This is a genomic window from Nostoc sp. FACHB-190, assembly GCF_014696905.1.
Lineage (GTDB): Bacteria > Cyanobacteriota > Cyanobacteriia > Cyanobacteriales > Nostocaceae > Nostoc_B.
Genome location: NZ_JACJQW010000041.1, coordinates 32,705 through 58,525, shown reverse-complemented (window position 1 = coordinate 58,525; position 25,821 = coordinate 32,705). Strand labels below are relative to the sequence as shown.

The following is a 25,821-nucleotide window of genomic DNA, read 5'->3' as shown; positions in this document are numbered from 1 at the left end:
GATCGCTCTCAATATACTCCGCCGAAATGGTCATACTTCCATCACAATTGCTCAAAGATTTCTCTCTCATGATATTGACAAACTTCTTGCTCTTGTGGAATGAAACAGCCCTGGGAGTGTGGGGGGTGTGGGGAGTGTGGGGGGAAAGATTTTTTCACCATCCTCCCACACTTCCCACCCCTCCCACACCCCTGGATTTCTCTCTTGTGAGAAATCCAGGAATAGAGTATTTCCTTTCCCCAGAGATTCTTTTACTCAACCCGCCCTTACCTACAAAGATAATTGCCAAAATCAATCTAGATTATCATACGCTTTCATATATAGGATTGATATTTGATTTGGGAAAAAATCAGTACACTCAGATCAGTCTTATTTCCTACTCCCGACTCCCCATTCCCTACCTACACAAATAAATTCAGAAATCAAACCGGATTCCTATACGTACGTAATACTTCAAAAAGTCTTTAATTTTCTTGTCTGTTATTTTTGGTAAAAACTACTATAATTGAATCCACTAGATAAAATACTTGCAACCATAAGCAACCCCTAACTGTGTTTACAACTGCATTTGCACCAAAAAACCAAACCCAATCAGGTGAACTACCACGAGATTTATTTGCTGCTATTGAGGATTTAAAAAAAGAACTCAATGCGGTAATCTTGGCGCATTACTATCAAGAACCAGATATTCAAGATATTGCAGATTTTATTGGTGATTCGTTACAACTGGCGAAAGCCGCAGCTCAGACCAATGCAGATGTAATTGTCTTTGCTGGCGTACACTTTATGGCAGAAACAGCCAAAATTCTCAATCCTGATAAGTTAGTACTGTTACCTGATTTAACGGCTGGTTGTTCTTTAGCAGATAGTTGTCCACCAAAGGAATTTGCGGCGTTTAAAGCAGCTTATCCTGATCATTTGGTGGTTTCGTATATTAACTGCTCTGCTGACATTAAGGCAATGAGCGATATTATTTGTACTAGTTCTAATGCTGTCAAAATTGTGCAGCAGATACCCAAAGACCAGCCAATTATTTTTGCTCCAGACCGGAATTTAGGGCGCTATGTAATGGAACAAACTGGCAGAGATTTGGTACTGTGGCAAGGTAGCTGTGTTGTCCATGAAACCTTTTCCGAAAAGAAAATCGTCCAGTTAAAAATAGCACATCCCCAAGCGGAGGCGATCGCGCACCCAGAATGTGAAACTAGCGTTTTGCGCCACGCTAATTATATTGGTTCGACGGCAGCTTTACTCAAATATTGTCAGACCAGCCCTGCCCAAGAATTTATTGTGGCGACAGAACCAGGAATTATTCACCAAATGCAAAAATTTGCGCCAGATAAGCATTTTATTCCTGCGCCACCGACAAATAATTGTAACTGTAATGAGTGTCCGTTTATGCGACTCAATACATTAGAAAAATTGTATTTAGCGATGAAAAATCGCACTCCTGAAATTACAATGTCTGAAGATATTAGAGTGGCGGCGCTGCGTCCCATGCAACGGATGTTAGAAATGAGTGTTTAAAAGTGCTGCTGTCACAAACTTGGAATATTTGAGAGCAACAAGATACCCGACTTCTTCAAGAAGTCGGGTATCTGAACAAGCTTTGATCACACTATTTAACTGGAAAGAAATGCTGTTTAATTACATCTAGCTGTGAACAATTCCAATAATCAATGTGAGAAATAATCAAATCATCAGAGTTAAGTTTTAATTCGCTCCAGCCAGTGATAGAAATGCGGGGTTTCCAAGGTAAGGGACTATTCCAACTCAGTGTCCACTCAGTTTTGATGGTGTCTCCCAAACGTTGAATACTATGTAAATCCATTTTGAGATTTAAAAAGAAAGTCTGGATAAATTTAATCATCCACTGATAAAGTTTAATTCCTCGAAATTTGAAAACCGCATCTTGAAAATAAACATCTTCTGCGTAAATTGAATATGTTTGATTTTCAGGAAATCTTTGATAATCTTCTTTGAGAATTTCGATAATATCCATGAATAAAAATAGGGAGTAGGAAGTAGGGAGTAGGGAGTAGGGGGTAGGGGGTAGGGACTAAGAATTAGGGATTAGTATTTTTTCTCAGCACTCAGCACTCAGCACTCAGCACTCAGCACTCAGCACTCAGCACTCAGCACTCAGCACTTTGCTATATTTCATTCCACAGGCGTTCTAGTTGATATTGCCAAGTTGCTAATACTTGTTCTCTATCGTTAGCAGATTGGTTAATTTCACCCATTAAGCCTTCTGCATAAAATCTGTCTAAGTTTTGCATTGTGGCTTGTAGAGATTGTCCTTGCTGTTTTGCGCCTTGGATAATTTTGCGGAGGCGGTTTTCAATAAATCGATTGAAGACATCATTTAAACCAGCTTTATGAAGAGAAAGCAGTCTAGAAATAGCATTGGCAAAATCCGCACTCACTAATGTACCCATATTATGGTGATAGACTCCCCAAACTACTCCGTCATAGATGGCGTAGCGGGTTTCCTGAGTTTCATCAAAGTTGGCTTCTAAAAATTGGGTTAAAAATGTTTCCGCTTCTTGTAACGGTACAATCGGCAATAGCACTCGCAGCCAAGTTTGGTCTTCTGACAGCAGCACTAACAGCCGAAAACTAGGTGAGTCTACTTGCCAAGATCCAGGTGCGATCGCAGCTATACTTTCTGTACCAAAGAATTCTGTTAGTGTTACCGCAATTTCGTCAGGTGTCATAGTCTAAATTTGAGCTTTACCATCTAGGGTAACGCTTTCAAGGCACATAGGTTATCTGTGAAATTTGGGTGTCAGGGTGTGGGGGTGTTCTTTTAACTCAGCACTTTCAACTCAGCACTCTTCATAAAACTGTGCGCTGTAACTCTGGGAAAACTTTGGCTACTTTACTCAGCACGTAATCACCGTAGGTTCCTTGAAAGTTATGCACACTGGCTTTATCCCAACGTTCTTGAGAATCTTCTTGGACGACGTGATTTAATTCAATTGGTTTGACTTCTACATCAAAGTTGGGATCGAAGAAGAACGGAAAGGATAGGCGATCGCGTCCACTAAAATTTTGTACCCGATGGGGTGTAGATTTGTATAATCCGCCTGTCATGCGATCGAGCATATCGCCGATGTTACAGACAAAGGAGTTCGGTACAGGTGGCGCATCAATCCAGCGTGATTTTGATTTGATTTGCAAACCACCTAAATTGTCTTGTTTGAGAATAGTTAATACGCCGTAATCTGTATGTTCACCGACTCCCCAACGAATTTCGTCGTTGCTTGATAACTGGTCAGGCGGGTAGTTAAAGATGCGAAATAATATTAAGGGGTCGCTGGTGTAGCGATCGCTAAAGTAAGATGCTTCTAATCCCAAGCTTAAGGCAATACCTGTCATTAAAATATGTCCCAGCTTGGTCATTACTGACATATACTCTAGTACTGTCTCACGAAATAGTGGCAGATTAGGCGGAAACAAATTTGCACCGTGCATAGGTGTACCAGCTTTTACCTGCGGGTGTGATGAAGTTAATTCCGCACCAAAATAAATCCCCTCTTTTAAATCTGGCTTTCCTGATGTGAGTTCGTCACCCACAGGAAAGTAACCCCGCCATGCTTTTCCACCTAACGCCATAGGGATTTGCATTTTGGTGGCTAAATCTTGGGCAAAAAATTCACGGCTACAATCTTCTAGGCGCTGCTGCAAGTCTATATCTACACCATGCCCAATAATATAGAAAAATCCATATTCCCGACAGGCTTGACCAATTTTTGTTGCTGTCAGGTGGCGATCGCTACTTTCTGTGACTAAGGCACTGATATCTATAATCGGAATTTGGTATTGTGTGATTGCCATAGTTTGATTTTTTAGGTAATATTTAACACATCAATTTTTGATATATCTCATCACCTTTCTTAACTTAGTGAGTTATTGATAAAAATAATTAACCGCAGATAGATTTATCCTTCAGTCAACATAGTAAAATTTTCTCTCAATGCCAGATAACTTGTAGTTAATCTCTGCTAAATAACTGTGCAGAAATTCTTAACCTAAATTTGTACTAATTTTAACTGGTTCTTTGCTCATACTGTCTGTCTTCATAAGAAGATTATGGGGTAACAATACTAAAATACACTAAATCTATCAAGTTTTAGATGTATCGGCTAATTTCTTTCTGACAGAAGAAAAAAGGAGTCATTAATGTGATTGATTAAACTGACAATCGCACATCAATAAAACTTTTAAATATTACGGTAATGTCACCCGAAAAATTGACAAGATGCGACGCTGCATCAACTGTCTTTTTGGGATTTTTTTGTGTGGATTTGTTTAATTGAACGTGAGGAGTACAAATGCTTGAGGCTATCGTTGTTGCTTGGCTGTTATTATTTTTTGGTGATTTTTTATCTACATTCGTGTATCACATACCTGAGCATGTTTTTGGTAGCCTCCACTTAAGAACACATCATTCTTGGAAGAAGGACTTTCGCCACTATGCCATATTAACGGCAAATCTTCAGGTACTTTTAGATGGAATTTTGGGAGCTTTGCCTTATATAATTATGGCATTTATTTTCTGGTCTTTCTCTCCCATTGGTGTGATTTTAGGATTGCTATTAGGTCAGTTTCATGTATGGTGGAGACACGTTAGTGTTTTGGGTTGGCAAACTCCAAAGGTCATCAATATTTTGTGTCAATTTCTATTCATTACAACTCCCGAAAGACACTGGCTACATCATAATAAAACGAACCTGGGCTTTGGTGATATTTTCACTTTCTTTGAGCAACCTGCACAAGTTTGGCTGCGGTGGTTGCGTCTTTTGAGAGTACGTCTGCGTTATATCAATTTTGGATTTTAGATTTTGGATTTTGGATTGGTAGTGATCTATTTGTCGTAATCATCTTTACGCATGGGCATAACCTTTGTGTATAAGTCCTAAATCTGACTGCTGAATTTTCTTGAGATATGAAAAGCCTCCCACATTGGGAGGCTAAAATTTTAGCGGAGACAGTTTTTAAGCTAGACAAACACAACAGCGATCGCACCACCAAAGGCAGCGAAAATTGCAGAAACGACGGCTGTAGCAAATAACCACCAAGCGGCTGTGGCTGCGGCTTTGCGGGTTTCTTCGGCTTGCTTTTGGGCTTGACGTTTGACTTCTTCTAAACGGCGTTGTGCTTCTTGTTGGATGCGTTCTGCACGTTGTAAGACTGTGTTCCGAGCGCGTTCTACTTGGTCAATAATGCGGTTAGCATCTTCCTCAGAGATATCTTCGCGGGAACTCATGATGGCGACTAGGGTATCACGGTTGAAGGCAGATAGGCGATCGCGCAAGGCATCAAATCCAGCTTGGGGATCGTCAAATAACTGGCGGACATCCCGCTTAACGCCATCATAATTAAGTTCTGGGCGATCTAAAGAATTGAGATAGTTACGGATACGGTCAAAAATATTATCTACAACATCTTGTATCCGGCGTTGAATACTCCGTATTTGTTCGACAAATTGATCCCGGACGGAAATCATATTGTCGGCAATTCTGGCGGCTTCTTCATCACTCATATCTTCCCGAATTTTCAGTAAAGCGATGATGGTAGAACGGTCAAAATGCGCCAAGCGATCGCTCAAACTTTCTACCCCGACCCGTGGATCATGCAACAATAATTGCAAGTCACGTTTAATACCTTCAGGGTTGAGTTCTTCTTTACCTGTTTGCCGCAAATATTCTTCGAGATAAGCTTTGAATGTATCCATTCTTTGCTGGGTACGAGTAGCAAAACGGCGGGGCGCACGCGCAATATTGCGGATTGATGTTTGCATCGAGTCAATTATTTGGTTGACTTGTTCTTCACTCAAGTCTCGTCGTTGACTCAATAATTTCACTAAGGTATCTCGGTCTAATTGCGATAACCGTCGCCGCAGGGCGATCGCACCTTCTCTAGGATTGGCAAACAAGCGATCTAAATCTCGTTGAATCCCTTCGGGGTTGAGTTCTGCTTTGCCAGTGTTCCGCAGATAATCTGTAATTGTCGTCATGACAGAATCATATTGTTCTTTGGCTTTGTCAGCGACGGCTTGCGGTGCGTGGCGAATACTGTGCCAAGAATCTTCCACAGTATGAATAATGTTATGAACTTGGTCTTCGCTCAAATCTTGGCGCTGACTCAATAACTGTACCAAGGTATCGCGGTCAAAACGAGACAACCGAGTGCGAATGGCAATCATCCCGGCTTGGGGGTCTTCTAATAATCGCTTCAGGTCGGCGCGAATTGCATCAGGGTTTAACTCTGCTTTGCCTGTGTTCCGCAGATATGATTCTACATTCAACCACAGGGTTTCTGCTTGATATTTTGCCTGTTCTGCTATACCTTGGGCTGCAATTAAAACGCGATCGCGTTGTCTTTCCAATTCATCTAAAATTGGTTCAACTTCATATACTTGCACATCGTTGCGTTCCAGCAGAATTTGTCGCATTTCTGCCCGGTCAATTACTGCCAAACGGCGTGAAAGTGTTTCATAATCTGCATCAGAGTCTGACAACAAAGACTGAAAATCCCGTTCAATACCTTCCGCCGTCAAATCTGATTTTGGTGTGACTAACAGATAACTTTCAACTCGCCGTTGTAAATCTTGGGCAATTTCTCGTTCTTCTTCGGCTGTAACAGTGACTAATACTGATTGACGCACAACTTCTAGATGGTCGGCGATGCGTTGAATTTCAACTTGGGTGAGTAGACCTCTATCTTGCAGAATCTTGACGAAATCATTACGAGACAGGCGGTCTAATTCTCTTTTAATAATGCCAGGGTCGGCGGCTGGGTCATAAATAACATCGCGGAATTCTTGGGCGATTCTTTCTTGGCTGAGTTGCCAAGCATAAGTGTTATGCAGATAATTTTCGATGTCAACGCGAATTGGGCTGTAAGGTTGGGAAGGTACGGGAAGACCTAGTTTATCAGCTTGTTCTGTGGCTTTATCTTTGGCTGTGGTTAGGGACTGTAAAATCTTTTCCACATCAATATCTGATAAATCAGTGCGTCCCAAAACAATCCCAGTCAAAGCCGTTAGACCTTGCTGGACTGTCTGCTGAATCAGTCCCGGTGCGGCTTTTTGGTCGGCTGGTTTAGCTGAACGGCTTTCAGTAATTAACTGTTCTAGTTTGGCGTTGAGTTCGTCGGTTCTGGTTTGTCCTGGTGGTAAAGATTTGAGATAGTCAACTAATTCCCCTAAACGATCTGGAACAGGTGGCTGTTGCCCTACTACTTGCTGCCAAACATTGTAAAGTGTATCTGCAATGCGGTTAACGTCGCGTTTAGAAAGGTCGGTGCGACTGCTGACTAAATCGATAAATTTTTCGCGGTCAATCTGGCGTAAATCGGGGCTACCGGCGATTGCTTTTAATTGTGGATCATTAAGTAATTTTTCAAATTCGCCCCGGATTTGGGAGATATCCAACTCAGGCGGACGCAGCTTTTCTAGGTAATCTTCAACATTTTCTCGAATGCTAATCGGGTCAATTGCACTACCTAATTCTCGACGTACAGCAGCTGCGGCGGCTTCGGCGGTGGCTACCACTTGCTGATTGACGGCTTTCGTACCCAAGGCGGCGGTAGCAGTACCCATAATCGCCTGAAAACCAGAGGTAGCAGTATTCACCACTGAACCAATTAAGGAACCCACAGTAGTAGAACTAACCCACACTAGTAATAAGAAGTATGCACCCCAAATCACTAACCCCAAAATCGCCCCTAATCTGGGGTCAAAAATCACTAAGCTTAATTTTACGGCTAGGAAACTGGCAATTAATAAGGCGATGGTAACAGTGACTAATGTCCAAATCCCTACAGCCGTCCCAATTTTGCGAATTGTGCCGCCAAAACTACCTGCTTCCCCATGATGAGAATCCGCATCTGAGGAATGTCCCAAGTAGGAAATACCAGCAGCAACGGAGAGATTAGTTAGCACTAATTGAAAAGCAAAAGCTAAAATCACCCCGGAAATTAAGGCGACAAAAAAGCGCGGCCCGGAGGTCAGCACCGATGCTTGCGCTGGCGTGACGTTGGAGGGATCTACAGAAATTTGTGCTACCCATAACAATGGTTTGTAGAGTCCCAACATAATGCCTGTACTTTGAATCATTGTATTTCCTTATTTTTTAATGTTTAACTTTGGAGAGATATCAGAATCATCTGAGCAGCAATTATGCAATTAATATCTGTTAACAATCGCTATACCTAACTCTTGTAAATCTCAGAATCGGGCAATTTAGGCGATTCCAGCATCCATCTGAAGTTTGAATAATATATCTAGCGTCGGGTAGAAGTTTGATGAATCGAAAGATTTAATTTTGGGGAGATTGCTGAAATTATCACAGGAAAATGCCTATGATTATAAATATTGTGGCGATTAATTTCCATTAATTAATATTGTCTAAATCCTCTGATTTCATCTTAAAATATCCAAGATTTAGCTAATAGCAATTTACATTTATTTATAAATATGCTTTTTAGCACCTCTAAAGAAAGAGATGTTAACAGTTTTTGGCTGTTTGTATCTTCCAGAAGAGGTGGCTAGAGTTTGTACCTCTAGACGGAAAGCAGGCTGGTGGTAAATAGCTAACGTGAAGTTAAGTAACAAATCAATTTGGACTCAACAAATGGAACCTCGCTCCTCGACGAATTTACCACCAGTCGCTACAGAGTATAACGGCATAGACCGCAATGCGTTTATTTTTGGCTGGACTCCCCAAGCTGAACTCTGGAATGGTCGCTTGGCTGCGATTGGTTTTGTGGCTTATTTACTTTGGGATTTAGCAGGTTATAGCGTTCTGCGCGATGTCTTACATCTAATAGGTCGCTAAATAGGACTTACTTACGCATCAAAACGAAAAATCAAGGGTTGTGGCGAGGGTGTAGGGGTGGGAGGATGGTAAAGAAATCTTTCCCCCCTCTCTTCCCACACTTCCCACACTCCCCACACTCCCCTCTCTTCCTACACTCCCCACACCCCCTAACCATGCGTGAGAAATTCGGGATAGGGGTGTACTGATTCAAAATCCTTACACCCAATCTCCACAGATAATCTTTGTGCGTAAGTCCTGACTAAAGAAAAATTTGCCAATACTAACTTAATTTTGGAGAACAATCATGGAAACTCGTCCCTCTACAGATTTACCAGGAGTTGCTAATGCTTATAATGGACGCGATCGCAATGAATTTTTGTTTGGTTGGACTCCCCAAGCCGAACTCTGGAATGGCCGTTTAGCAGCAATTGGTTTTGTGGCTTATTTACTCTGGGACTTAGCCGGCTATAGCGTAGTTCGTGATGTCCTGCATTTGATTGGTTACTAATATATGGGAGTAGGGAATAGGGAGTAGGGAGTAAGGGTGTATGTATCTAAAACCCTTACTCCCAATCTCCTTAGTCCTGGTAATGAGTAATTACTCATTACTCATTTCCTAATGGTCTGGGAAGGCGGAACCAAAAACGGGAACCGCCTTCGGGACGAGGTAAATAACCAATATTTCCACCCCAACGTTCAATCGTCATTCGACAAAAATAAAGACCGATTCCTCCTCTACCTGCGCGATTTTGACCTTGGGAAAACTTTTGAAATAAATTATTGCTCATTTCTGGTGATACACCTTCACCTTCATCATCAATAGTGAAGAGTACATATCCTACTTCTGCTTGCAAATTAATAGTTACTGTTGAGTCTTCTGGACTGTGGCGATAAGCATTTTCCACCAGATTTGTAATAACTCTGTCTAGGCGTGATTGTTCGCCGACAACTTTCCAATCGGCTGTGCTGTCAACATTAGCTGCAAGCTGTAACTGTTGGTTAGTCAGTGCAAAGGTAGCTTTAAATAGTTCGATAGTTTCTTCTACAGCCCTAAGAATATCAGGCGCAGTGTCAATATCTACGATAAAACTTTCTAGCGATCGCACCTCATCCGAAAAAGCATCTAAAATATTTCTAATTAACATTTCTTGCTTAATCGATTGCTTACGAGCGATTTCTAAATTTTCCTTACCTTTATCTGTTAAATTTTCAAACTCTAGCAAGGCTAAACAGCAATTAATGGCGTTGAGTTGCCCTGCTATATCATGAATAATACAATTAACTAAGACTTCTTTTCTCTGATTGTCTTTTAATAATTGTTGATAATTTAATTGTTGTTCTCGACCTGCTTGAATTAGGTGCTGTTTATATTTAAATTTATCTTCTGCTAATTCAATTAATAAAATTTTACTTTCATTTACACACAAAGCATAAGCTTCTAACTGCTCTTCATAGCCATTTAAATTTTTTTGACTCCAAAGACCAGAATTAAGCTTACCAATCTTATTTTCGCTCCAAAAATCTTCGGCATCAAACAAAAAATTTTCTAAAAATGCAAATTCCTCTTGCGGAATTAACATATCCATGCCAAATCTTAATTGCTGGCTACAAAAACGCTGTAACCATGTAGGTGGTTGAGCCGTAACTCTAAATAAGCCAATATCAATTCTTTCTAAGACTAAAATATTTAAGCCTAAGAATAAGTCAGATAATATAGTTGTAGTCATATCATAAAAATATCTAGCAATCCAACTTGATAACTGAACATCATTGCGTAGGCAGGTAATAGGAAAAAGAGATTATAAATATACCTTGTTTTTTCCCAAATCAAATATGAGTTTTATAGATAATATAGTTTTTATTCTTAGGGAACCTTCAGCAAGCTCAGTGCATCGCTGGGTGATTAATATTGGTGGAAAATTTCGTGCTTCATGGGTGAAATCAAAATAAAACTTTTTTCTTCATTTAAACTCCATCCTTTATGGGTGGAGCATTCTGAATTCTGAATTCTGTCTTCTGACTCCTGTTTATTAATTATTCTGAATTTTGACTGCTGATTCCTAAATCCTTCCTTATTAATCTATCAGATTGTTCTTGTGCTAGGCTGGAGTAGTTGGCTTCTTGCTGCATAGCTGAGAGATGCTTTTCATCTAACATACTATTCAATAGTAATACCCAATCACCTTCCTCGGAGGGAAAAATATGGACATCCGCACAGATACTCGCTGCGATTTTGATGAAGGGGAGAAATAACGGAGAGTCATCTATAGGTAGTAAACCTTCGAGAAAAAAAATTTGTTCACATACCGATATTCCTTGACTGAGATTTGTAATGCCATACTCACCGAGTTTTCCCCCCCAGGCTTCCAGTCCACCGTCCTTGTTGACTAAGAGATAAGCAAGCGATCGCTCTTCGATGATAAAATTGAGAATATATAAAACTACAGCCTTGGGGATGTCTGCCATTTATCGATTGATGATTTGATGAGCAAGTGTTTGAAAGACTTCTTCCACACCCTGTCCTGTTTTAGCACTGGTTTTAATTACATTCCAGCCTTTGCTGAGAATACTATCTAACTCCTGGGGTTCAATTTCCCATTCCTCTGTCATATCCCATTTGTTAAAGACTAAAATAAACGGTACTTGACCAATACTTTCTTCTACTTTAGTTTGCAACTCAAAAGCTTTATCGAGAGTGCTACGCCTTGTACCATCTACAACTAAAATATAACCAGATGAACCTCTTAGGTAAGACATTCTAACTTTCTGAAACTCGTCTTCACCGTAAAGATCCCAAAGAATTAAATTAACATTGTTGCCTTGCAGACTGAGAGTTTTTTTATCAATTTTGACACCGACAGTTGTATAATACCTATCAGAAAAAATACTGTAGATAAACCTGGAAACTAAACTGGTTTTACCAGTAGCAAATGCACCTACCATACAGATTTTTTTTTGCAGCATGATTTATTTACTTTTGTCAGTGATGAATACTTGAAAAGACACTCTCCGATTCAGTTTTCTGGCATCTAAATTTAATTCTGGTTGATAAGGTAGTGTAGAACCTAAAGCAGCAAGTTTAAATTTATTGGTATGAATTTTCGGCAGATTTAAAGCCGTAAAAATTTTATTCGCCCGTATTTGACTGAGGAGGAAATTTTGTCCTTCTGTACCAGTAGTATCAGTGTGACCACGAATTAAAACTTGTACGTCCTGATTTAAGGATTGAGCTACTTTGAAAAGGGTAGAAAAATTTGTCCGTAACTTGGGGATTTTTTGATTTTCTCCAGGAATGAACTCATCTTTGCCTTCGACAAATAAAAATGTCGTGGATTCAATTTGATTTTTAGCCGCTTCTAATTCTTTGAGTTCATTTGCTAATAGGTTTTTAGTTTGAAATTGTGTGATTCCAGGAATAAAGCGCCAGAGTTTCTGAGCTTCTGTAATCCATTTTTGTGGTGCGTAGCCACTAGCTACAAGAATGCCAGAATCATTCACTTGTAGTTTTGTGGTGGCTGGTGGTTGCAGTAATTCTGTGGCTCTTTTAGTGATAATTTCTGGTTCTAATGATATGTAAGATTGCCATTTAGCTATAACTTTATCTGGCTGCAAATTGGTTGATTGAATCAGGGTGTTGGGATCTACAGCCACAGGATCACGCATTCCTGAAATAAAGTGTTTCCCGTTGTAATATCGAGTGTTCAGCACCACAATTCCCGGTTGGGAGTTTAGTTTATGGAGATAAGTTTGCCAACGGATATTTTCTCTCACAGCAAAAAAGCCCCAACTTCCAGCTGCGATCGCCATTAAACCAAAGAAAGTCCAAGCATAGATATAATTTTGCCGAGCCGGAGTTTTATACTGTGCTGTTAAGCAGCTTTCTAAATAAGGTTCACTAGCTTGAAATGGTTCGGTTTCGCCTGTAAAACTCTGGAGTTCTGTTCCGAGTTTAAGGTGTAATTTTTCAATTGCTGCTTGAAAAACGACGCGTAATTCTTGCGGTGGTTTACCGCGAATTATCCCCGCGATAATTGCTTGTGGCCCTGCTTCCACCCAAATTGTGAGTTCGCCAAAGCGCAGACTTCTTAATGTATCTTCTTGCTGTACTTTAAAGGAATCTTTGACAAAATCTTGAATTGCTGTCAACATCGCCGCGACTAAATCGGGATCTTGAACGGCTACTTGTTGTAACCTGACATGATGCAGCAATAAACTAGTGTGTCTGTGAATCAAAAATATTTGCTCAACGCGGTAAATTAAAGTCCGCAGCAGGACAATTTCTGCAAAGGATTTTCCGGTGCGTCTGGCTTCTAACCTCCACTGAAAACTTTGTACCGACAGGCTATTTTCTAAGGCTTGATTCAGCGATTGCATCATTTCGTCTAAGACGTTAGCGATCGCTTTACGAGAAGCTGGGCCAATAATGGGAAAAAATGCTTCAGACAGCACATTTTCATCTTGGCTGACAGAGGCTTGAATTGCTTGTTCCACAGTCGCAACCATCGCTTCTACTAGCTGCTGATCTTGCTTGGTACGCAAAACCACAGCTTCGGGAAGCAAACGACTGATATCTTCTGGTTGAATTTGCGGATTATTTAATCTTTCGTAGAGTTTATTGAGTTGAGAAGGTTCAATCCCCAGGAGTAAACTGCGAAGTAAAGTGAGGTCATCTTGATTGAGAGAATCTAAGTCAGCAGATTCTCCATTCATACTTTTTGCTTCTGTAGGTACTCGATTCGGGAGATAATTATTCATTACCCAAATCCCTTAATCTAAACAAGTAATTTAAATTTCATCTCAAAATTTATGATCTGTATTCAGCCGCACTGCTAGTTCTGTAAACAAAGCAGCCAACTTAGAACGGTCTGTTTTCTCTCTTTGCATTTCTTGCATTTCGCGTTTCAGCACCGCTAAAATTTCTTCATATTTTTGCTGAAGATCATCCTGTAAATTTTTCGATTGATTGAGGATATGTTCACGCAATTCTCGTTGACGGTTGGTAGTTTGTTCGTCAACTTGAGAAATTTTATGTTCTAAAGATAAGTTACTATTTTTCTGTTCTTCCGAGAGCGATCGCATCCCACTATCACGCTCTAATTGCTCTTTCTTCAGTTGTTCTGTTAACGAATCAACCTCTTGTCTAATATAACTTTCTAAAACATCTAAACGTTTGCGGGTTTCCTCTCGCAAGCTCACAAGTTCTGAAAATAAATTTTCTTCTAAGCGAGTCAGTCTTTTGTCAACATCACGTATCTGGTTGCCAAACAGAAGGTCTCGGACTTTATCTAAACTGTTAGTTTCACCAATTCCATTAGTAGTAAATTGTAGTTTGTTATTGACTTGATTCACCCCCCCTTGTACTGGTTCAAGCGCACTGTAATTGGTATATTCTTCAGGCGGGTTCATAACTTTGATCCTTTTTGAAGCTGATTTAGATTTTGCTCTTATACTTATAATGCAACATTTATAGCCACGACAAAACCATACACGTAAGTATATTTAAATACGTGCTGTTAAAATCATCCCTCTCCAGAAGGAATTTGTATTAGTTGTGATTATGTCTAGATCAGAAATCGCACTAACACATATAATCCCGAAGTTGCTAGTTGCAAAAACATCACGGGAATACCGTAGTGCAGAAAGGTTTTAAATGATATGCGGCGACCATGTTGTTCGGAAATACCAGCCGCAACTATGTTAGAAGATGCGCCTACAAGTGTACCGTTACCTCCCAAGGTTGCACCAAACATCATGGCGTAAAACAACGGTAAAACTTCAGCCGGAAATTGCCCTTGAAAGTCTTGTGCTAACACCTCTGTTGGCGCTAACCCTACACTGACAATATATTGTTTGAGTAAGGGTACCATTGCCACCACTAAAGGAATATTCGGCACAACACTAGATAATATCCCAACAAATAATAATAAAACTAAAGAACCGAGAATGATATTTTTTCCTAAAATAAGTGCCAAAAAACCTGATAAACCACTAATTACACCTGTTTTTTCTAAGCCGCCAATTAATACAAAAATACTCATAAAAAATATTAATGTACTCCAATCAACATCACGTAAAATATTGTTAACATTATCAATGCGGCTGTGATGAGATAGTAACAATGCCAAAGCTGCACCTAATAAAGCCACAGCAGCAGGTGAAATCGGCACTGGTAAAGATTCACCAATCACAAAAAATATTAAGACAAAGGCGATAATCACCGCCCCCACAGTTAATACTCGTGGATGATTAATTTGGGGATGTGGTAATTCTTCCAGATTATCCAGCTTAGTCTGCCAAATTTTCCGAAATAAAAATGGTAGGGTGGCTGTAACTGTAACAACAGCAATTACTCCTCCTAAACTTAATTTCCAGAGATAATCGATAAAACTAATATTAATTGCATCTCCCACAATAAACGTCGCTGGATCACCGACTAAAGTTAATAAACCAGCACTATTAGCTATAAACACCATTAATATCAACAATGGTACAAAATTTATACCTATTTCTTCTGCCATCGGCGGAATTAATGGCGCTAATAACATTACGGTTGTGGCATTGGGTAAAACTGCACAAATCGGCGTAACAATCCCGACAATACTTAATAACAAACGTTTGCCATCACCTTTGGCTAAAATCACAATTTGAGTAGCTAAATAATCAAATATTTTAGTTGGTTCAAATGCTCTGACAAGCACCATCACACCAAAAAATAACCCTAATGTTCCATGACTATTACCGATATAACCCACAGCTTCTTTTAATGTCATGACGTTGGTGAAAACTAATAGCAATGCTCCCAATAAAGCAGCGATAGTCAGATGCACCCATTCCGTCATAATTAGGAGAATTACACCCAAAAAGGTGAAAACGCTCAGGATAGCTTGCCAATGTTCCACTTTATGCCTCTTGATATCTAGCTAGTTAGTTGCATATTACTGAAAAAGCCACCTAAGAGCTGATGTGTAAACAAAAGCTTAAGATGCCATTCGCCTGATCATCAGACGAATCAATGAGCCATGAATCATAGCTTTTTTACCACTATCAAAACCTTATACCTCCTGCACTGGCTTCTTTTTTCCTCGCTACAGTAGAGTATTCATCTCACCCTCAATTTTGTCGCAGTTGGTAAATTTGCAGCCAAAATGCCAAAATCATTTCTGAATTATGACAGTCAGTGATGCCAGCAAAAAATTAGTCAGAGAAAGAGCTAAATTTCTTGGTTAATTTTTTCAACTGTAAGTTTCGGGTATACCCACAGGTGATAAACCTGCGATCGCTCGCAAATTTTGGCAACGAATTAACTCGGTAAAATCTAACCCAGGACGTTTTTCTGCTTTTGCCATTGCTTCAATTGCAGAGAGTAAATATTGAGCCGCTTCTGTTTCCGAATAACCCCGGCGTTGGGCTATTTTAATGGCTGCTTTATCTGCATTTAACTCTGACTCTGATGATTGATTGCTGCGCCAGATGCGGAAAGCTGCGATCGCACTTAATCCCACAGCCACACCCACACCCACAGCATCAGACTGTGACGATTCAATTAATCCCGCCAACAACCCCAGCAGCACAACCCCTTGATAAATATCCGGTTTAAACCATCTCACCCCACTCAACCAACTCACCTTCTGCAACAGCAATAAATCCCGTTGTGCCTTTGTTAAACGTCCCCACAAATCAAAATTAATATATATCGGTCTATACTGTTGCCAAGGCAGAGGAAAAGTAGCATCAATTACTTGTGCCTGCTCCGGTTTACTGACGATTTTAATTGCCATTCTCCCAGAAGCTGGCATGACATCTAACAACCGACGAATTTCAGCATTTTGTTCCATCTTTGTATTTTTTGCGACTGTTGTGGTTAGTTTTGATGAAAAATTGAGATGTTCAGATCCCCGACTTCTTTGAGAAGTCGGGGATCTTGACCTTTAGACAAATTAAGAGTTGTAAAAAAACAGACGAATTTAGCAAAATACCAGATAAACAGATATATATTAATTCGGGCTGATATGCTGCCTACTGAGATTAAATTTTAAATTACATGGACGCTTTTGCTCCCATCCCACCTGAATGGACATCCAAGGCAGTTCACGCCTATGAATTTTGCTGTCCAACTTGCCGTTCTAGTAGTTTAGAAGCATTACAGGTTTGGATCAATCGGCGATCGCCTGTATTCTCAGAAGAACATCGCCGCAAATGGCAAGAATTTTATAAATGCCATTGTGGTTGTGCATGGTGGGCTTGGAGTAGCGACAGGCCGCCATCAGATTTAGTCAAACCAGAAGATAACTTGAATTTGTGAAAATTATAATTACTCAGATCCCCGACTTCTCAAAGAAGTCGGGGATCTTGTTCTTCACAAATTCTCCTAATAAATAAAACCCTACCTAACGGTGGGGTTTTATTCATCTCATCCAAAACTGAAATCTAGAAAGAGAAGGTGGTACGAATTGTACCTACGTAGATAGTATCGTTGTTGTTGTTATGTTCTGGGTTGAAGATTACCAACAAGCCAGGAGTAACTAAGATGTTATCGCTGACTTTGATTTTATAAAGACCTTCTAAGTGATAAGAAGTGTCTCTGTCGGTATTTGCTCTACCACCAAAATTGAGGTCAGTAACTTTGGGTGGTTGACCAAAAATGATCCCCAAGGTGTTGCCTTCTCTACCCAGGTCTTTGACTGATAAATTAGCAGCCCAGTACCAAATATCTGCACTACCAGAGGTTGTACCCTGTTCAACCTGTGCATCTGTGTAACCTACCCAACCACCAATGCCAATTTTATCGGTGGGGCGGAAGTTAGCCATGAAACTGTAGTTATTAGCAGAGGTAGCCACGTTTTGGCCAGCAATATTACTACCGAAAGGTCTATTGGCAAGAGAACTACCTTGGCTACCAAACAGGTTGACATCAATATCAGCACCATCGTTTTGGTAAGTATGAGAGTAGGCAAAACCAACGTTGATCTGTTTGCTTGGTTTGAAGTCTATTTGACCAAAGTAGGCATTAGATCCGTTGAACAGACCATTACCTTGGCTGGGGTCACTAGCGTTGGGTGCAAGATACGCACCTGTTAAGCTGATGGGGCCTTTGGGGTTGACTGTGACTGTCAAACCAGCACCGCCAGGAGATGATGCACGATAAATTGGGCTGAAACGTCCGTAGCGAGAGATCGCACCTGTACCGCTACTTCTAAAGTCTGGGTTGAACACGTTGATGTTGTTCCACAGTTCTGCACCAAACGCATCAACCTTGACTCGCACTGCATCACTCACCAAGTTGAATTCATAGTTGAGTTTATCAACTTCAACGTTGTTGCCATTATTACCATCATGACCTAAGCGAGTCATGTTAGTGCCAGTGACATTTATTCCATCACTACCTGCACCATCAAATTGGGTAATATTCCGAGCTTGCAAACGAGTTTGCAATCTATCTGAACCTGTGAAACTGGTGTACAAGTTCAACCGCACCCGGTTAGCAAAAATAACATTGCTATCTAAGTCAGCATTATCGGTTCTACTTGTGGTGGTATCAGCGCGGTCATCCCCAAAAGGCGCAGCTACAGTAAAAATAGCTTCCCCAACTAACTTGGTAGTAGTAGAGAATTGATTAGCTTCTAACTCAGAAGTGCGGGCTTCTAGTGCATCTACCCGACCACGCAGAGTTGCCAATTCCGCAGAAAATTCTTCTTGTAAACGCTGTAATGTCGCTAAATCTTCTTTAGTGACTAAATCTGCTGTGGCTGTAGCAATTAGTTCATTAACTCTGTCTAAACAAGCATTCAAACCAGCCGCAAACTCATAGCGGGTTAAAGCCCGGTTGCCGCGATATGTACCGTTAGGATAACCTGCAATACAACCGTAACGTTCTACTAAAGACTGTAACGCTTGGAATGCCCAATCTGTTGGTTGCACATCCGAAAACTGCGATACGGATGTTACTTGACCCATGCTGTCGTTTTGTTGGGTCAACTGAGCCACAGTTGTGATTTGTTCGTTAGCTTCTCCAGCTAAGGCGCTGTTAGCTGCTAGTAAAGACGCAGCTAAAATTGCTGGACTAACTTTTAGTACATTCCAGAAAGAATTTTTCATGATTTTGTTTGCTTTCACTCACACCATACTTCAAAGTTTGTGGGTGCATCCCTTATTATTTTTTAAGGGAAAATACTCATAAACTCAGTTTCCATTATATCACGTAAGTTGAATTCTAGAAAGTGAAAATTGTGCCGATGTACTGACGTAAAGAGTATTCTTTGGTTTAAGAATCAACACACATAATTCCAAACAGGAATCAATATATCAGACAGGATACAACCAACACAAGTTAATAAACATTGTTTTTAACGATAGTTTGGGTAGTAAATTTATTTGGTAAACGCAAAATAATCCGCCGTTTGTATCTTAACAAGACACCTTCTTCTTCAAATTGTTGTAATAGTCTGGTAATTGTCACCCTAGTGGTGTTTAAAACTTCGGCAATTTCTTGATGAGTGATGTTGATGTCGATAACTCGATCTTGTTCGACATCCCGTCCAAACTTATCACTCAGCCATAATAAAAATTTCCATAACCGCAGGGAAATAGGCTTGAGATGGACAATGCTTAAAAGTTCTTCTGACTGTTGAATATGGTTAAATAAACCTGCTAGGTCTTGATGCCAGAGGTAAGCAGGTACAATACTTACCTCGACACTGGTTAGGCACTCAATTTGGTAGGGTTTGACTTTCGATAGGGGAGAGCCAATCAAATCTCCTGGCCCCCAATAACCTAACGTGATGAAGGTTCCATCTTCAGCCCAAGTAAGGGTGCGGACTGCACCACGTTCGATGCGCCAGATGACCTCGTTTCTTAAAGGGATAATTTCTTTTCGGGCAAAGATTTTTAGTGAAAGTTGCTCACTAATAGATGCAGTGGAGAATGTTGGGGTCAAACTAGTAGATGTCATTATAAATTTTATGGGATCTGGTGAAAGTTTTGATTTGTTCTCAAGGCGATCGCAGCAAAATTAATTAGACTAATTCCTCACAGCTATTTGCTTGATAAAACCAGAAGATTTTAGCTAAATAATAGATGGCTGATTATGTGGCTAATTGAGGATTTTGATATATTTTGTTAGTAGATATTGCCGTTTTTGTGATAGCGATAACTGCCGGTTTTGGGGGGGCATTTGGTGTTTTCTCAGGCCAATTAGAACCAACGGGAACTTGGCGAGTTTGCAAAAATTCTTCACCTGTGGTAGAGGTCACTACAAATTTTCTGGTTTCGATTGCTTGGTTTTTTCTCGTGCCATTTGTTTCACCTGGATGTTGTATGGATAAAAACATAGTTGTTTGATCATTTGTGAAACAAGGGCCTGTCGTTTCACATTCCATTGGCCCCATTGCAAATAAAAAGGCTTTGCCTGCATCTGCGCCACTGGTGGGGATAAACCACATAGAGTTATTGCCAAACAAGCCAGACAAACTCACCGATTTTCCGGGTTCAGCATTGCGGTTATTCACGGCGTTATTGAGTTTGGTGGTGGAAATATCTGTCACCATCCAGACATTACCTTGTCGGTCGAGCAATAAATTATCGGGATTGGCAAAACCCATCCCGCCTGCGGCTGGTTCTCCACCTGTGGCTAACATTTGCCAACGAAAACTCATGGCGGCGGGGTCGTTGTTATCTTCAGTTAAACGCATCACCCAGCCGTATTCATAGCCTGGTTCACCTTTGGGACTTTTAAACACTCGCACATCCGAACCACCTTGTTTGTCTGGCGCACCAGATGTAAAAGTGATGTATAAATCACCGTTGGGGGCAATTTCTGTATCTTCTGGACGGGCTGTGCAGGTAGCGCCAGCAGCATTAGCGGCGTAATGTGCATCAATTAAAATTGCGCCTTGTTTTTCTTCGGTGTTGCCTGTGTAAAGGTCTGCGAGTTTTTGATACTTTTGTTTGTACTGGGCGATCGCTTCATCTTTGCTGACTGCAAAATAACCCGCCTTGGGGTCTGTTGTTTCGGCTTTGGTTCCCAGGGGCAACAAAATGATATTACCAGCAATTTGACTCGGCACATCTGGATTCACCGGAGTCTCGGCTTTTAGGGGTATCCAGCTACCAGTACCATCGGCGTTGAATTTGGCGGCGTACAGCATTCCCTGTTGTAATAGCCGTGAATTGCCTTTGTCTTGGGGATTTTTGACCTGATCTCGACTAACAAACTTATATATATGTCCGCCACGGCGATCGCATCCTGAATAAAACGCGAGTGGTTTACCTGCTTCTACCCGCACACCGACGGCTTCATGGCGATAACGTCCTAACCAAGTGTGTTTTGTCCCGTAATCTTGGGGGTTAGCGGGGTCAATTTCCACAATCCAACCATATTTATTCCCGGCTAAACCAAATACATTTCCTTGTCCGAATAATTCTTCATCACCCAAAGCAAAGGGCAATGTCCCAGGGTCAAAAGCTGTACCATCAGCATAAACTGGTTCTGGCACTTGGGCTTGGAAATTTTCTTCGGCACTCAAAACTGTACCCCAAGGTGTTGTTCCCCCTGCACAGTTGGCGAAAGTCCCAATAATGCGATCGCCCAGTTTATCGATGTATCCTTGTCCTGTTTGCTTGCGAAATATTGCCACGGCGGGGCCTGTGGCTTTTAAATAGCGATTATCTTTTAAGCCCGAAATCCCACTAATGCGTCTATCTGCTGGGGAATTGGTTCTTTCCCACTTGCCATTGGCTGTTTTTTGCAGGGAAATTACACCTAAACCTTGGTCTATTAAGGCTGCTTGACAAATTTCGGCAATTTGAGCTTTTACTGGATTATTATCTGGCAAAGTATATGCGTTAATGGCACTTTTCCCGGAATTTGTGCTTGCCAAAGCTGCTTTCACCTCAGCAAACGGTAATGATTGACCAATGACTTGCTGATAAGTTTCCATCCAAGGAATCGCACTGATATACTCAAAGTTCACTGCCAGATAACCAGCATTTTCTGTGGTGGAGATAAACGATAAATAATCGTTGTTGTAACCAAAGCGCGAATCCCCGACTTGATCACCCCAAGCCGCAATGACTTGATATCCAAACCCTTCTGGCAGTACCAAGTCATCTACAATTTCATAACTACTATATTGGACTTGTTGCTGTTCTCGATTAAAGCCTGCTGTTTCTAAGGGAATCGGCCCTTTGATGGGTTTAAATGAAAATGCCGATTCTCCCACAGATGATGTGTTTCTTTGCGTCGTTGTTTTTTGACCGCAACCTGTGAGATTAGCCAGCGCCAATGCACTCGCGCTACCTCCCATCAATAGCAATAAATCCCGACGCTTGATACTCATTTATATCAGTAAAGCGATAGTTCCTGTGATTTCCGATACTTTAATCAGCCAAGGTTAAGAATAGGTAAAAATTCAGTGAAATCTAACTCAGTTAAGCAAGTTTTAACTTTTTGGTATTTCAAAATAAGTAAAGCAAAATTAATTACAGTCATTGCGAGCGAAGCGAAGCAATCCCAGCCCTTGCGATTGCTTCATTTCGCTTCGCTCCATTCGCAATGACTTTGTGTAATTAATTATGTTTAACTACTTACCAGTCAGTTCAGATCCCCAACTTCTTAAAGAAGTCGGGGATCTCTTGATTCCTCAGCTAAAAAAAATCGAGAATTGGAAATTTATATATCCCAATTCTCGATTTTTTTATGTTGTATTTAGTAACAAAATATTTACTAAATCATCAATTCCATAATATGGAAAAATCTCAAAAACTCATATTTGATTTGGGGAAAAATCAATACAGCCACTCCCCACTCTCCATTCCCTACTCCCTATCTACACAAGTAGATTCGGCAATCCAACCGGTTATTAACCACGTTGACCAGTGACAATATATGCTACTCTCTGACCAATATTAGTAGCGTGATCTGCCATCCGTTCCAAACAACGAATTGCTAGTGCTAACAAAATAATTGGCTCCACCACTCCAGGAATATCCCGTTGTTGAGCTAAAGTTTGATAAAGGCGATCATACGCATTATCTACCGCATCATCTAAGTGCTTAATTCCCCGTCCGCCAGCTTCATCTAAATCAGCCAAAGCTACCAAGCTAGTTGCTAACATTGCTTGGGCATGGTGTGACATGATTTCAATTTCTGGTAAAGATGTATGAGGTGGATAAGGGAAAAGTTTAACTGCTATTTTGCCTAAATCTTTAGCATAATCTCCTATCCGTTCTAAATCTCGGACTAATTGCATAAAAGCACTCAAACAGCGCAAATCTTGGGCTGTTGGTGCTTGAGTCATGATGGCTGTACAGTCTGATTCTATTTGTCTATAAAAACGGTCAATTTTTTTATCTAATTGGGGGAGTTCTTCAGCAGCCGTAAGGTTACGAGCAAATAACGCTTGGTGGCTGAGGCGAAATGATTGTTCTACCAAAGCTCCCATACGTAAAACATCTCGTTCTAAGCGCCTGATGGCACGCGCCAACTGAGAACTGTCAGGGTTGGAATTATAAACGACAGCTTCCACACTTGTATTCTCAAAAGTGAAGATACTATTAACTATAGTCTTGGCTTTGAGAGTTCGCCACAACTTCGGGAAGTATCACTTGCATCCAAGCACCACCTGTTTGGGGGTGATTCATGGCTTTGATGGAACCACCGTGAGCTAAGAGAATTTGCCGGACGATCGCTAAACCCAAACCATTGCCGACAATAGAACCAATGGAATTATCTTGTAAGGGGGAATGTGTTCTAGCTTTATCTCCCCGATAAAATCGCTCAAAAATATGTGGTAAATCGGCTTCGGAAAAACCTGCCCCAGCATCAATTAAATTTATTTCTAACAAGGGAGATATCGAATTATTTTGATGATTGTCTTCAGAAAATTTAATCTTTGCTTCTACTTGAATGTTGGTGCTAGGAGAACTGTATTTAATACTATTGTCAAGCAAATTTAAAAAAACTTGATAAATTCTGGCTTGATCAGCTTTTACCCAAATATCTTCCGGCCCAGAATAGTGCAGCGACAGGTGTTGTCTTTGTGCTAAGGGTTCTAAGGTTTCCCAAACCGATGTAATCAGCGATCGCAATTCCACTGGTTCTAAATGCAATTGCATGGTTGGGTTAGCTTCGATTTGCGTTAGTTCTAACCAGCCTTGGACTAAGCTAATTAATCGGTCAACTTCTTGCATCAAGCGGTCAACCCAACGGTTTAAGGGTGGTTCTAGGCGATGTTGTAAGGTTTCTGCAACCAGGCGAATGGAAGTTAAGGGTGTTCTGAGTTCATGGGCTAAATCAGAAAATGAGCGATCGCGTTCTTGATTTACGTCTAAAAGTGGTTGACGATTTTCTAAAAATACGCCTACTTGACCATTGGGTAAGGGTAAGCCAGAGGCGCGTAAGGTCATAGACTTGATTGTAGGTAGTTCGGCTGGATTGTCGGATGAGGGATGAAATAACCATTCTTTGGTTTGGGGTTTTTGGCGATCGCGTGTTTGTTCCACCAACCGATCTAATTCATAAGAACGCACCAATTCTAACAACAAGCGCACCTGTCCCGGTTGCCATCGTTGCAGAGATAAAATTTCTCGCGCTTGTTCGTTGCACCACAGCAATTGATTTTCTTCATCTACTTGCAAGTATCCTATGGGTGCAAAATCCAATAGGTCTTGATAAGTTTGTAGGGATTGCTGTAAATCTTGGCGCTGCTGTTGTAATGTCTTGATTTCCTGACGCAAACGAGGTAATAGCGGTAGAGCTACATCTGTAGAACTAGAGTAGGGTTGAAGAACTCTCCCCAAGTAACGGTTTAATTGAATCTGTTGCCAAATCCAAAACCCTATACCTACCGCCAAACCTAGAATTAATCCCAATAAGAACATTGTGAGTCCCAGTTGCTAGTTGCGTCGTAATTAATAAAAACTAACAACTATCTTCACCAATTATCCGAAACGATAGCCAAATCCTCTTACAGTCACAATATATTCGGGGTGGCTAGGATCTAACTCTAACTTCTCCCGCAACCAGCGAATGTGAACATCTACAGTCTTGCTATCGCCAACGAAATCTGGCCCCCAAACCTGATCTAACAACTGTTCCCGCGACCAAACTCGCCGCGCATAACTCATAAACAATTCCAGCAACCGGAATTCTTTCGGGGAAAGATTAACTTCTTGACCCCGCACTAGTACCCGACATTCTTGGGGGTTTAAGGTCACGTCTTTGTATTTCAGAACGGGTAATTGCGGTAAAGTGCTTAAACGTTGACGACGCAACAAGGCGCGACAACGAGCCACTAATTCCCGCATACTAAATGGTTTGGTGAGATAGTCATCTGCGCCAACTTCTAAACCCAACACGCGATCGGTTTCACTTCCCTTGGCACTCAGCATCAAAATCGGCACTGGATTGCCTTGATGGCGCAGCAAACGACAAATATCTAAACCATTGATTTGCGGCAACATCAAGTCAAGAATCACCAAATCAAAAGGGAACTCACCGGAGTTGGGTTCAACACTTTTGAGATACTCGATCGCAACCCTGCCATCTGGCGCTGTCACGACCCCGTAACCTTCCTCCTCCAATGCTACAGAGAGCATCTCTTGGATTAACTCTTCATCTTCTACCACTAGAATCTGACTTGTGTGTCCGATATCTGCTCTGGCAGAATACTTGGTCGATTCACTGGTGTACATTGATATCACAAAAGTCTGCCCTGTGCTTGTATCAATATTGAGAAACGAGTCAATTATCTAATCTCTCGGTGCATTCACTGTCGCACCTGAGCAAATTACTTTGCAAAAAGTAACATATATAACAGTCATGTCTACAAAACATTATAAAGCAAGTTTGTTGCATATTAGCAAAAAACTCGTTGTCAAACTTCACACTCAAATGTTATGGAGTTTGCTGTTATCTGCTACTAGTTGCAGACTAGGTGATTCTACACTGCTACATCGGCTAAAAACAAGCTTTTCACGTCAGCCATCACTCTCTCTT

Annotated in this window: 22 protein-coding genes; 5 read left to right on the top strand and 17 right to left on the bottom strand. The window is 40.9% G+C overall.

Features of this window, described 5'->3' with window-relative positions; translation table 11 throughout:
* The first annotated feature begins 552 nt into the window (after positions 1-552).
* Positions 553-1,527 carry a quinolinate synthase NadA gene (gene nadA / locus H6G28_RS29755; protein ID WP_190676313.1) on the top strand — a complete coding sequence of 325 codons (975 nt, stop codon included), beginning with the start codon at positions 553-555 and terminating at the stop codon, positions 1,525-1,527.
* A 91-nt stretch (positions 1,528-1,618) separates the two neighbouring features.
* Here nadA and H6G28_RS29750 read toward each other — a convergent pair whose 3' ends face one another.
* The 3 genes from H6G28_RS29750 to H6G28_RS29740 form a co-directional block, all read right to left on the bottom strand.
* On the bottom strand, positions 1,619-2,002 hold the full coding sequence (locus tag H6G28_RS29750) for a C6orf136 family protein (RefSeq protein ID WP_190676311.1): 384 nt from the start codon (positions 2,000-2,002) through the stop codon (positions 1,619-1,621).
* Between the two features lie 151 nt (positions 2,003-2,153).
* Positions 2,154-2,717: a hypothetical protein gene (locus H6G28_RS29745; protein ID WP_190591376.1), complete on the bottom strand. Its 564-nt coding sequence runs from the start codon at positions 2,715-2,717 to the stop codon at positions 2,154-2,156.
* Positions 2,718-2,838: 121 nt separating this feature from the next.
* The gene (locus H6G28_RS29740) at positions 2,839-3,840 is read right to left on the bottom strand and encodes an isopenicillin N synthase family dioxygenase (RefSeq protein ID WP_190676309.1); all 1,002 of its coding nucleotides are present in this window, start codon (positions 3,838-3,840) and stop codon (positions 2,839-2,841) included.
* Positions 3,841-4,337: 497 nt separating this feature from the next.
* On the opposite strand from H6G28_RS29740, the gene H6G28_RS29735 reads away from it, so the two are divergent.
* Positions 4,338-4,844 (top strand): fatty acid hydroxylase, encoded by a 507-nt coding sequence (locus tag H6G28_RS29735; protein WP_190676307.1) that lies wholly within the window; start codon positions 4,338-4,340, stop codon positions 4,842-4,844.
* Between the two features lie 161 nt (positions 4,845-5,005).
* Here the strand turns inward: H6G28_RS29735 and H6G28_RS29730 are convergent, their stop codons facing one another.
* Positions 5,006-8,125 (bottom strand): MFS transporter, encoded by a 3,120-nt coding sequence (locus H6G28_RS29730; protein ID WP_190676305.1) that lies wholly within the window; start codon positions 8,123-8,125, stop codon positions 5,006-5,008.
* Positions 8,126-8,642: 517 nt separating this feature from the next.
* Here H6G28_RS29730 and H6G28_RS29725 point away from each other — a divergent pair.
* Both H6G28_RS29725 and H6G28_RS29720 read left to right on the top strand, forming a co-directional pair.
* On the top strand, positions 8,643-8,846 hold the full coding sequence (locus H6G28_RS29725) for a high light inducible protein (RefSeq protein ID WP_190591381.1): 204 nt from the start codon (positions 8,643-8,645) through the stop codon (positions 8,844-8,846).
* A 286-nt stretch (positions 8,847-9,132) separates the two neighbouring features.
* Complete coding sequence (locus H6G28_RS29720) at positions 9,133-9,336, top strand: high light inducible protein (protein WP_190591382.1); 204 nt, start codon at positions 9,133-9,135, stop codon at positions 9,334-9,336.
* Between the two features lie 97 nt (positions 9,337-9,433).
* On the opposite strand, the gene H6G28_RS29715 is transcribed toward H6G28_RS29720, so the two are convergent.
* From H6G28_RS29715 to H6G28_RS29685, 7 genes are all read right to left on the bottom strand, one after another.
* Entirely contained in the window at positions 9,434-10,555 is a 1,122-nt protein-coding gene (locus H6G28_RS29715) for a sensor histidine kinase (RefSeq protein WP_190676303.1), read from the bottom strand.
* 307 nt (positions 10,556-10,862) lie between these two features.
* Positions 10,863-11,294: a hypothetical protein gene (locus tag H6G28_RS29710; RefSeq protein WP_190676301.1), complete on the bottom strand. Its 432-nt coding sequence runs from the start codon at positions 11,292-11,294 to the stop codon at positions 10,863-10,865.
* Positions 11,295-11,792: a Rab family GTPase gene (locus H6G28_RS29705; protein WP_190591385.1), complete on the bottom strand. Its 498-nt coding sequence runs from the start codon at positions 11,790-11,792 to the stop codon at positions 11,295-11,297.
* A gap of 3 nt (positions 11,793-11,795) precedes the next feature.
* On the bottom strand, positions 11,796-13,583 hold the full coding sequence (locus tag H6G28_RS29700) for an OmpA family protein (RefSeq protein ID WP_190676299.1): 1,788 nt from the start codon (positions 13,581-13,583) through the stop codon (positions 11,796-11,798).
* Positions 13,584-13,625: 42 nt separating this feature from the next.
* Positions 13,626-14,234, bottom strand: a complete 609-nt coding sequence (locus tag H6G28_RS29695; RefSeq protein WP_190591387.1) for a hypothetical protein — start codon at positions 14,232-14,234, stop codon at positions 13,626-13,628.
* Positions 14,235-14,389: 155 nt separating this feature from the next.
* The gene (locus H6G28_RS29690) at positions 14,390-15,727 is read right to left on the bottom strand and encodes an ArsB/NhaD family transporter (protein ID WP_190591388.1); all 1,338 of its coding nucleotides are present in this window, start codon (positions 15,725-15,727) and stop codon (positions 14,390-14,392) included.
* Positions 15,728-16,060: 333 nt separating this feature from the next.
* The gene (locus tag H6G28_RS29685) at positions 16,061-16,663 is read right to left on the bottom strand and encodes a DUF3318 domain-containing protein (protein ID WP_190676297.1); all 603 of its coding nucleotides are present in this window, start codon (positions 16,661-16,663) and stop codon (positions 16,061-16,063) included.
* Positions 16,664-16,869: 206 nt separating this feature from the next.
* Here H6G28_RS29685 and H6G28_RS29680 point away from each other — a divergent pair, with 206 nt between their 5' ends.
* Positions 16,870-17,130, top strand: coding sequence for a hypothetical protein (locus tag H6G28_RS29680; protein WP_190676295.1), 261 nt, complete (start codon positions 16,870-16,872; stop codon positions 17,128-17,130).
* A gap of 125 nt (positions 17,131-17,255) precedes the next feature.
* On the opposite strand, the gene H6G28_RS29675 is transcribed toward H6G28_RS29680, so the two are convergent.
* The 6 genes from H6G28_RS29675 to H6G28_RS29650 all read right to left on the bottom strand — a co-directional run bounded on the left by H6G28_RS29675 (position 17,256) and on the right by H6G28_RS29650 (position 25,517).
* Positions 17,256-18,923, bottom strand: coding sequence for an iron uptake porin (locus H6G28_RS29675; RefSeq protein WP_190676293.1), 1,668 nt, complete (start codon positions 18,921-18,923; stop codon positions 17,256-17,258).
* 232 nt (positions 18,924-19,155) lie between these two features.
* Positions 19,156-19,776 (bottom strand): Crp/Fnr family transcriptional regulator, encoded by a 621-nt coding sequence (locus H6G28_RS29670; RefSeq protein WP_190676291.1) that lies wholly within the window; start codon positions 19,774-19,776, stop codon positions 19,156-19,158.
* Between the two features lie 133 nt (positions 19,777-19,909).
* Entirely contained in the window at positions 19,910-22,162 is a 2,253-nt protein-coding gene (locus tag H6G28_RS29665) for a PhoX family protein (RefSeq protein ID WP_190676289.1), read from the bottom strand.
* 522 nt (positions 22,163-22,684) lie between these two features.
* Complete coding sequence (phoU, locus tag H6G28_RS29660) at positions 22,685-23,350, bottom strand: phosphate signaling complex protein PhoU (protein WP_190591395.1); 666 nt, start codon at positions 23,348-23,350, stop codon at positions 22,685-22,687.
* A 28-nt stretch (positions 23,351-23,378) separates the two neighbouring features.
* Entirely contained in the window at positions 23,379-24,704 is a 1,326-nt protein-coding gene (locus H6G28_RS29655; RefSeq protein ID WP_190676287.1) for a PAS domain-containing sensor histidine kinase, read from the bottom strand.
* Between the two features lie 60 nt (positions 24,705-24,764).
* Positions 24,765-25,517, bottom strand: a complete 753-nt coding sequence (locus H6G28_RS29650) for a winged helix-turn-helix domain-containing protein (RefSeq protein WP_190591397.1) — start codon at positions 25,515-25,517, stop codon at positions 24,765-24,767.
* Positions 25,518-25,821 lie beyond the last annotated feature (304 nt).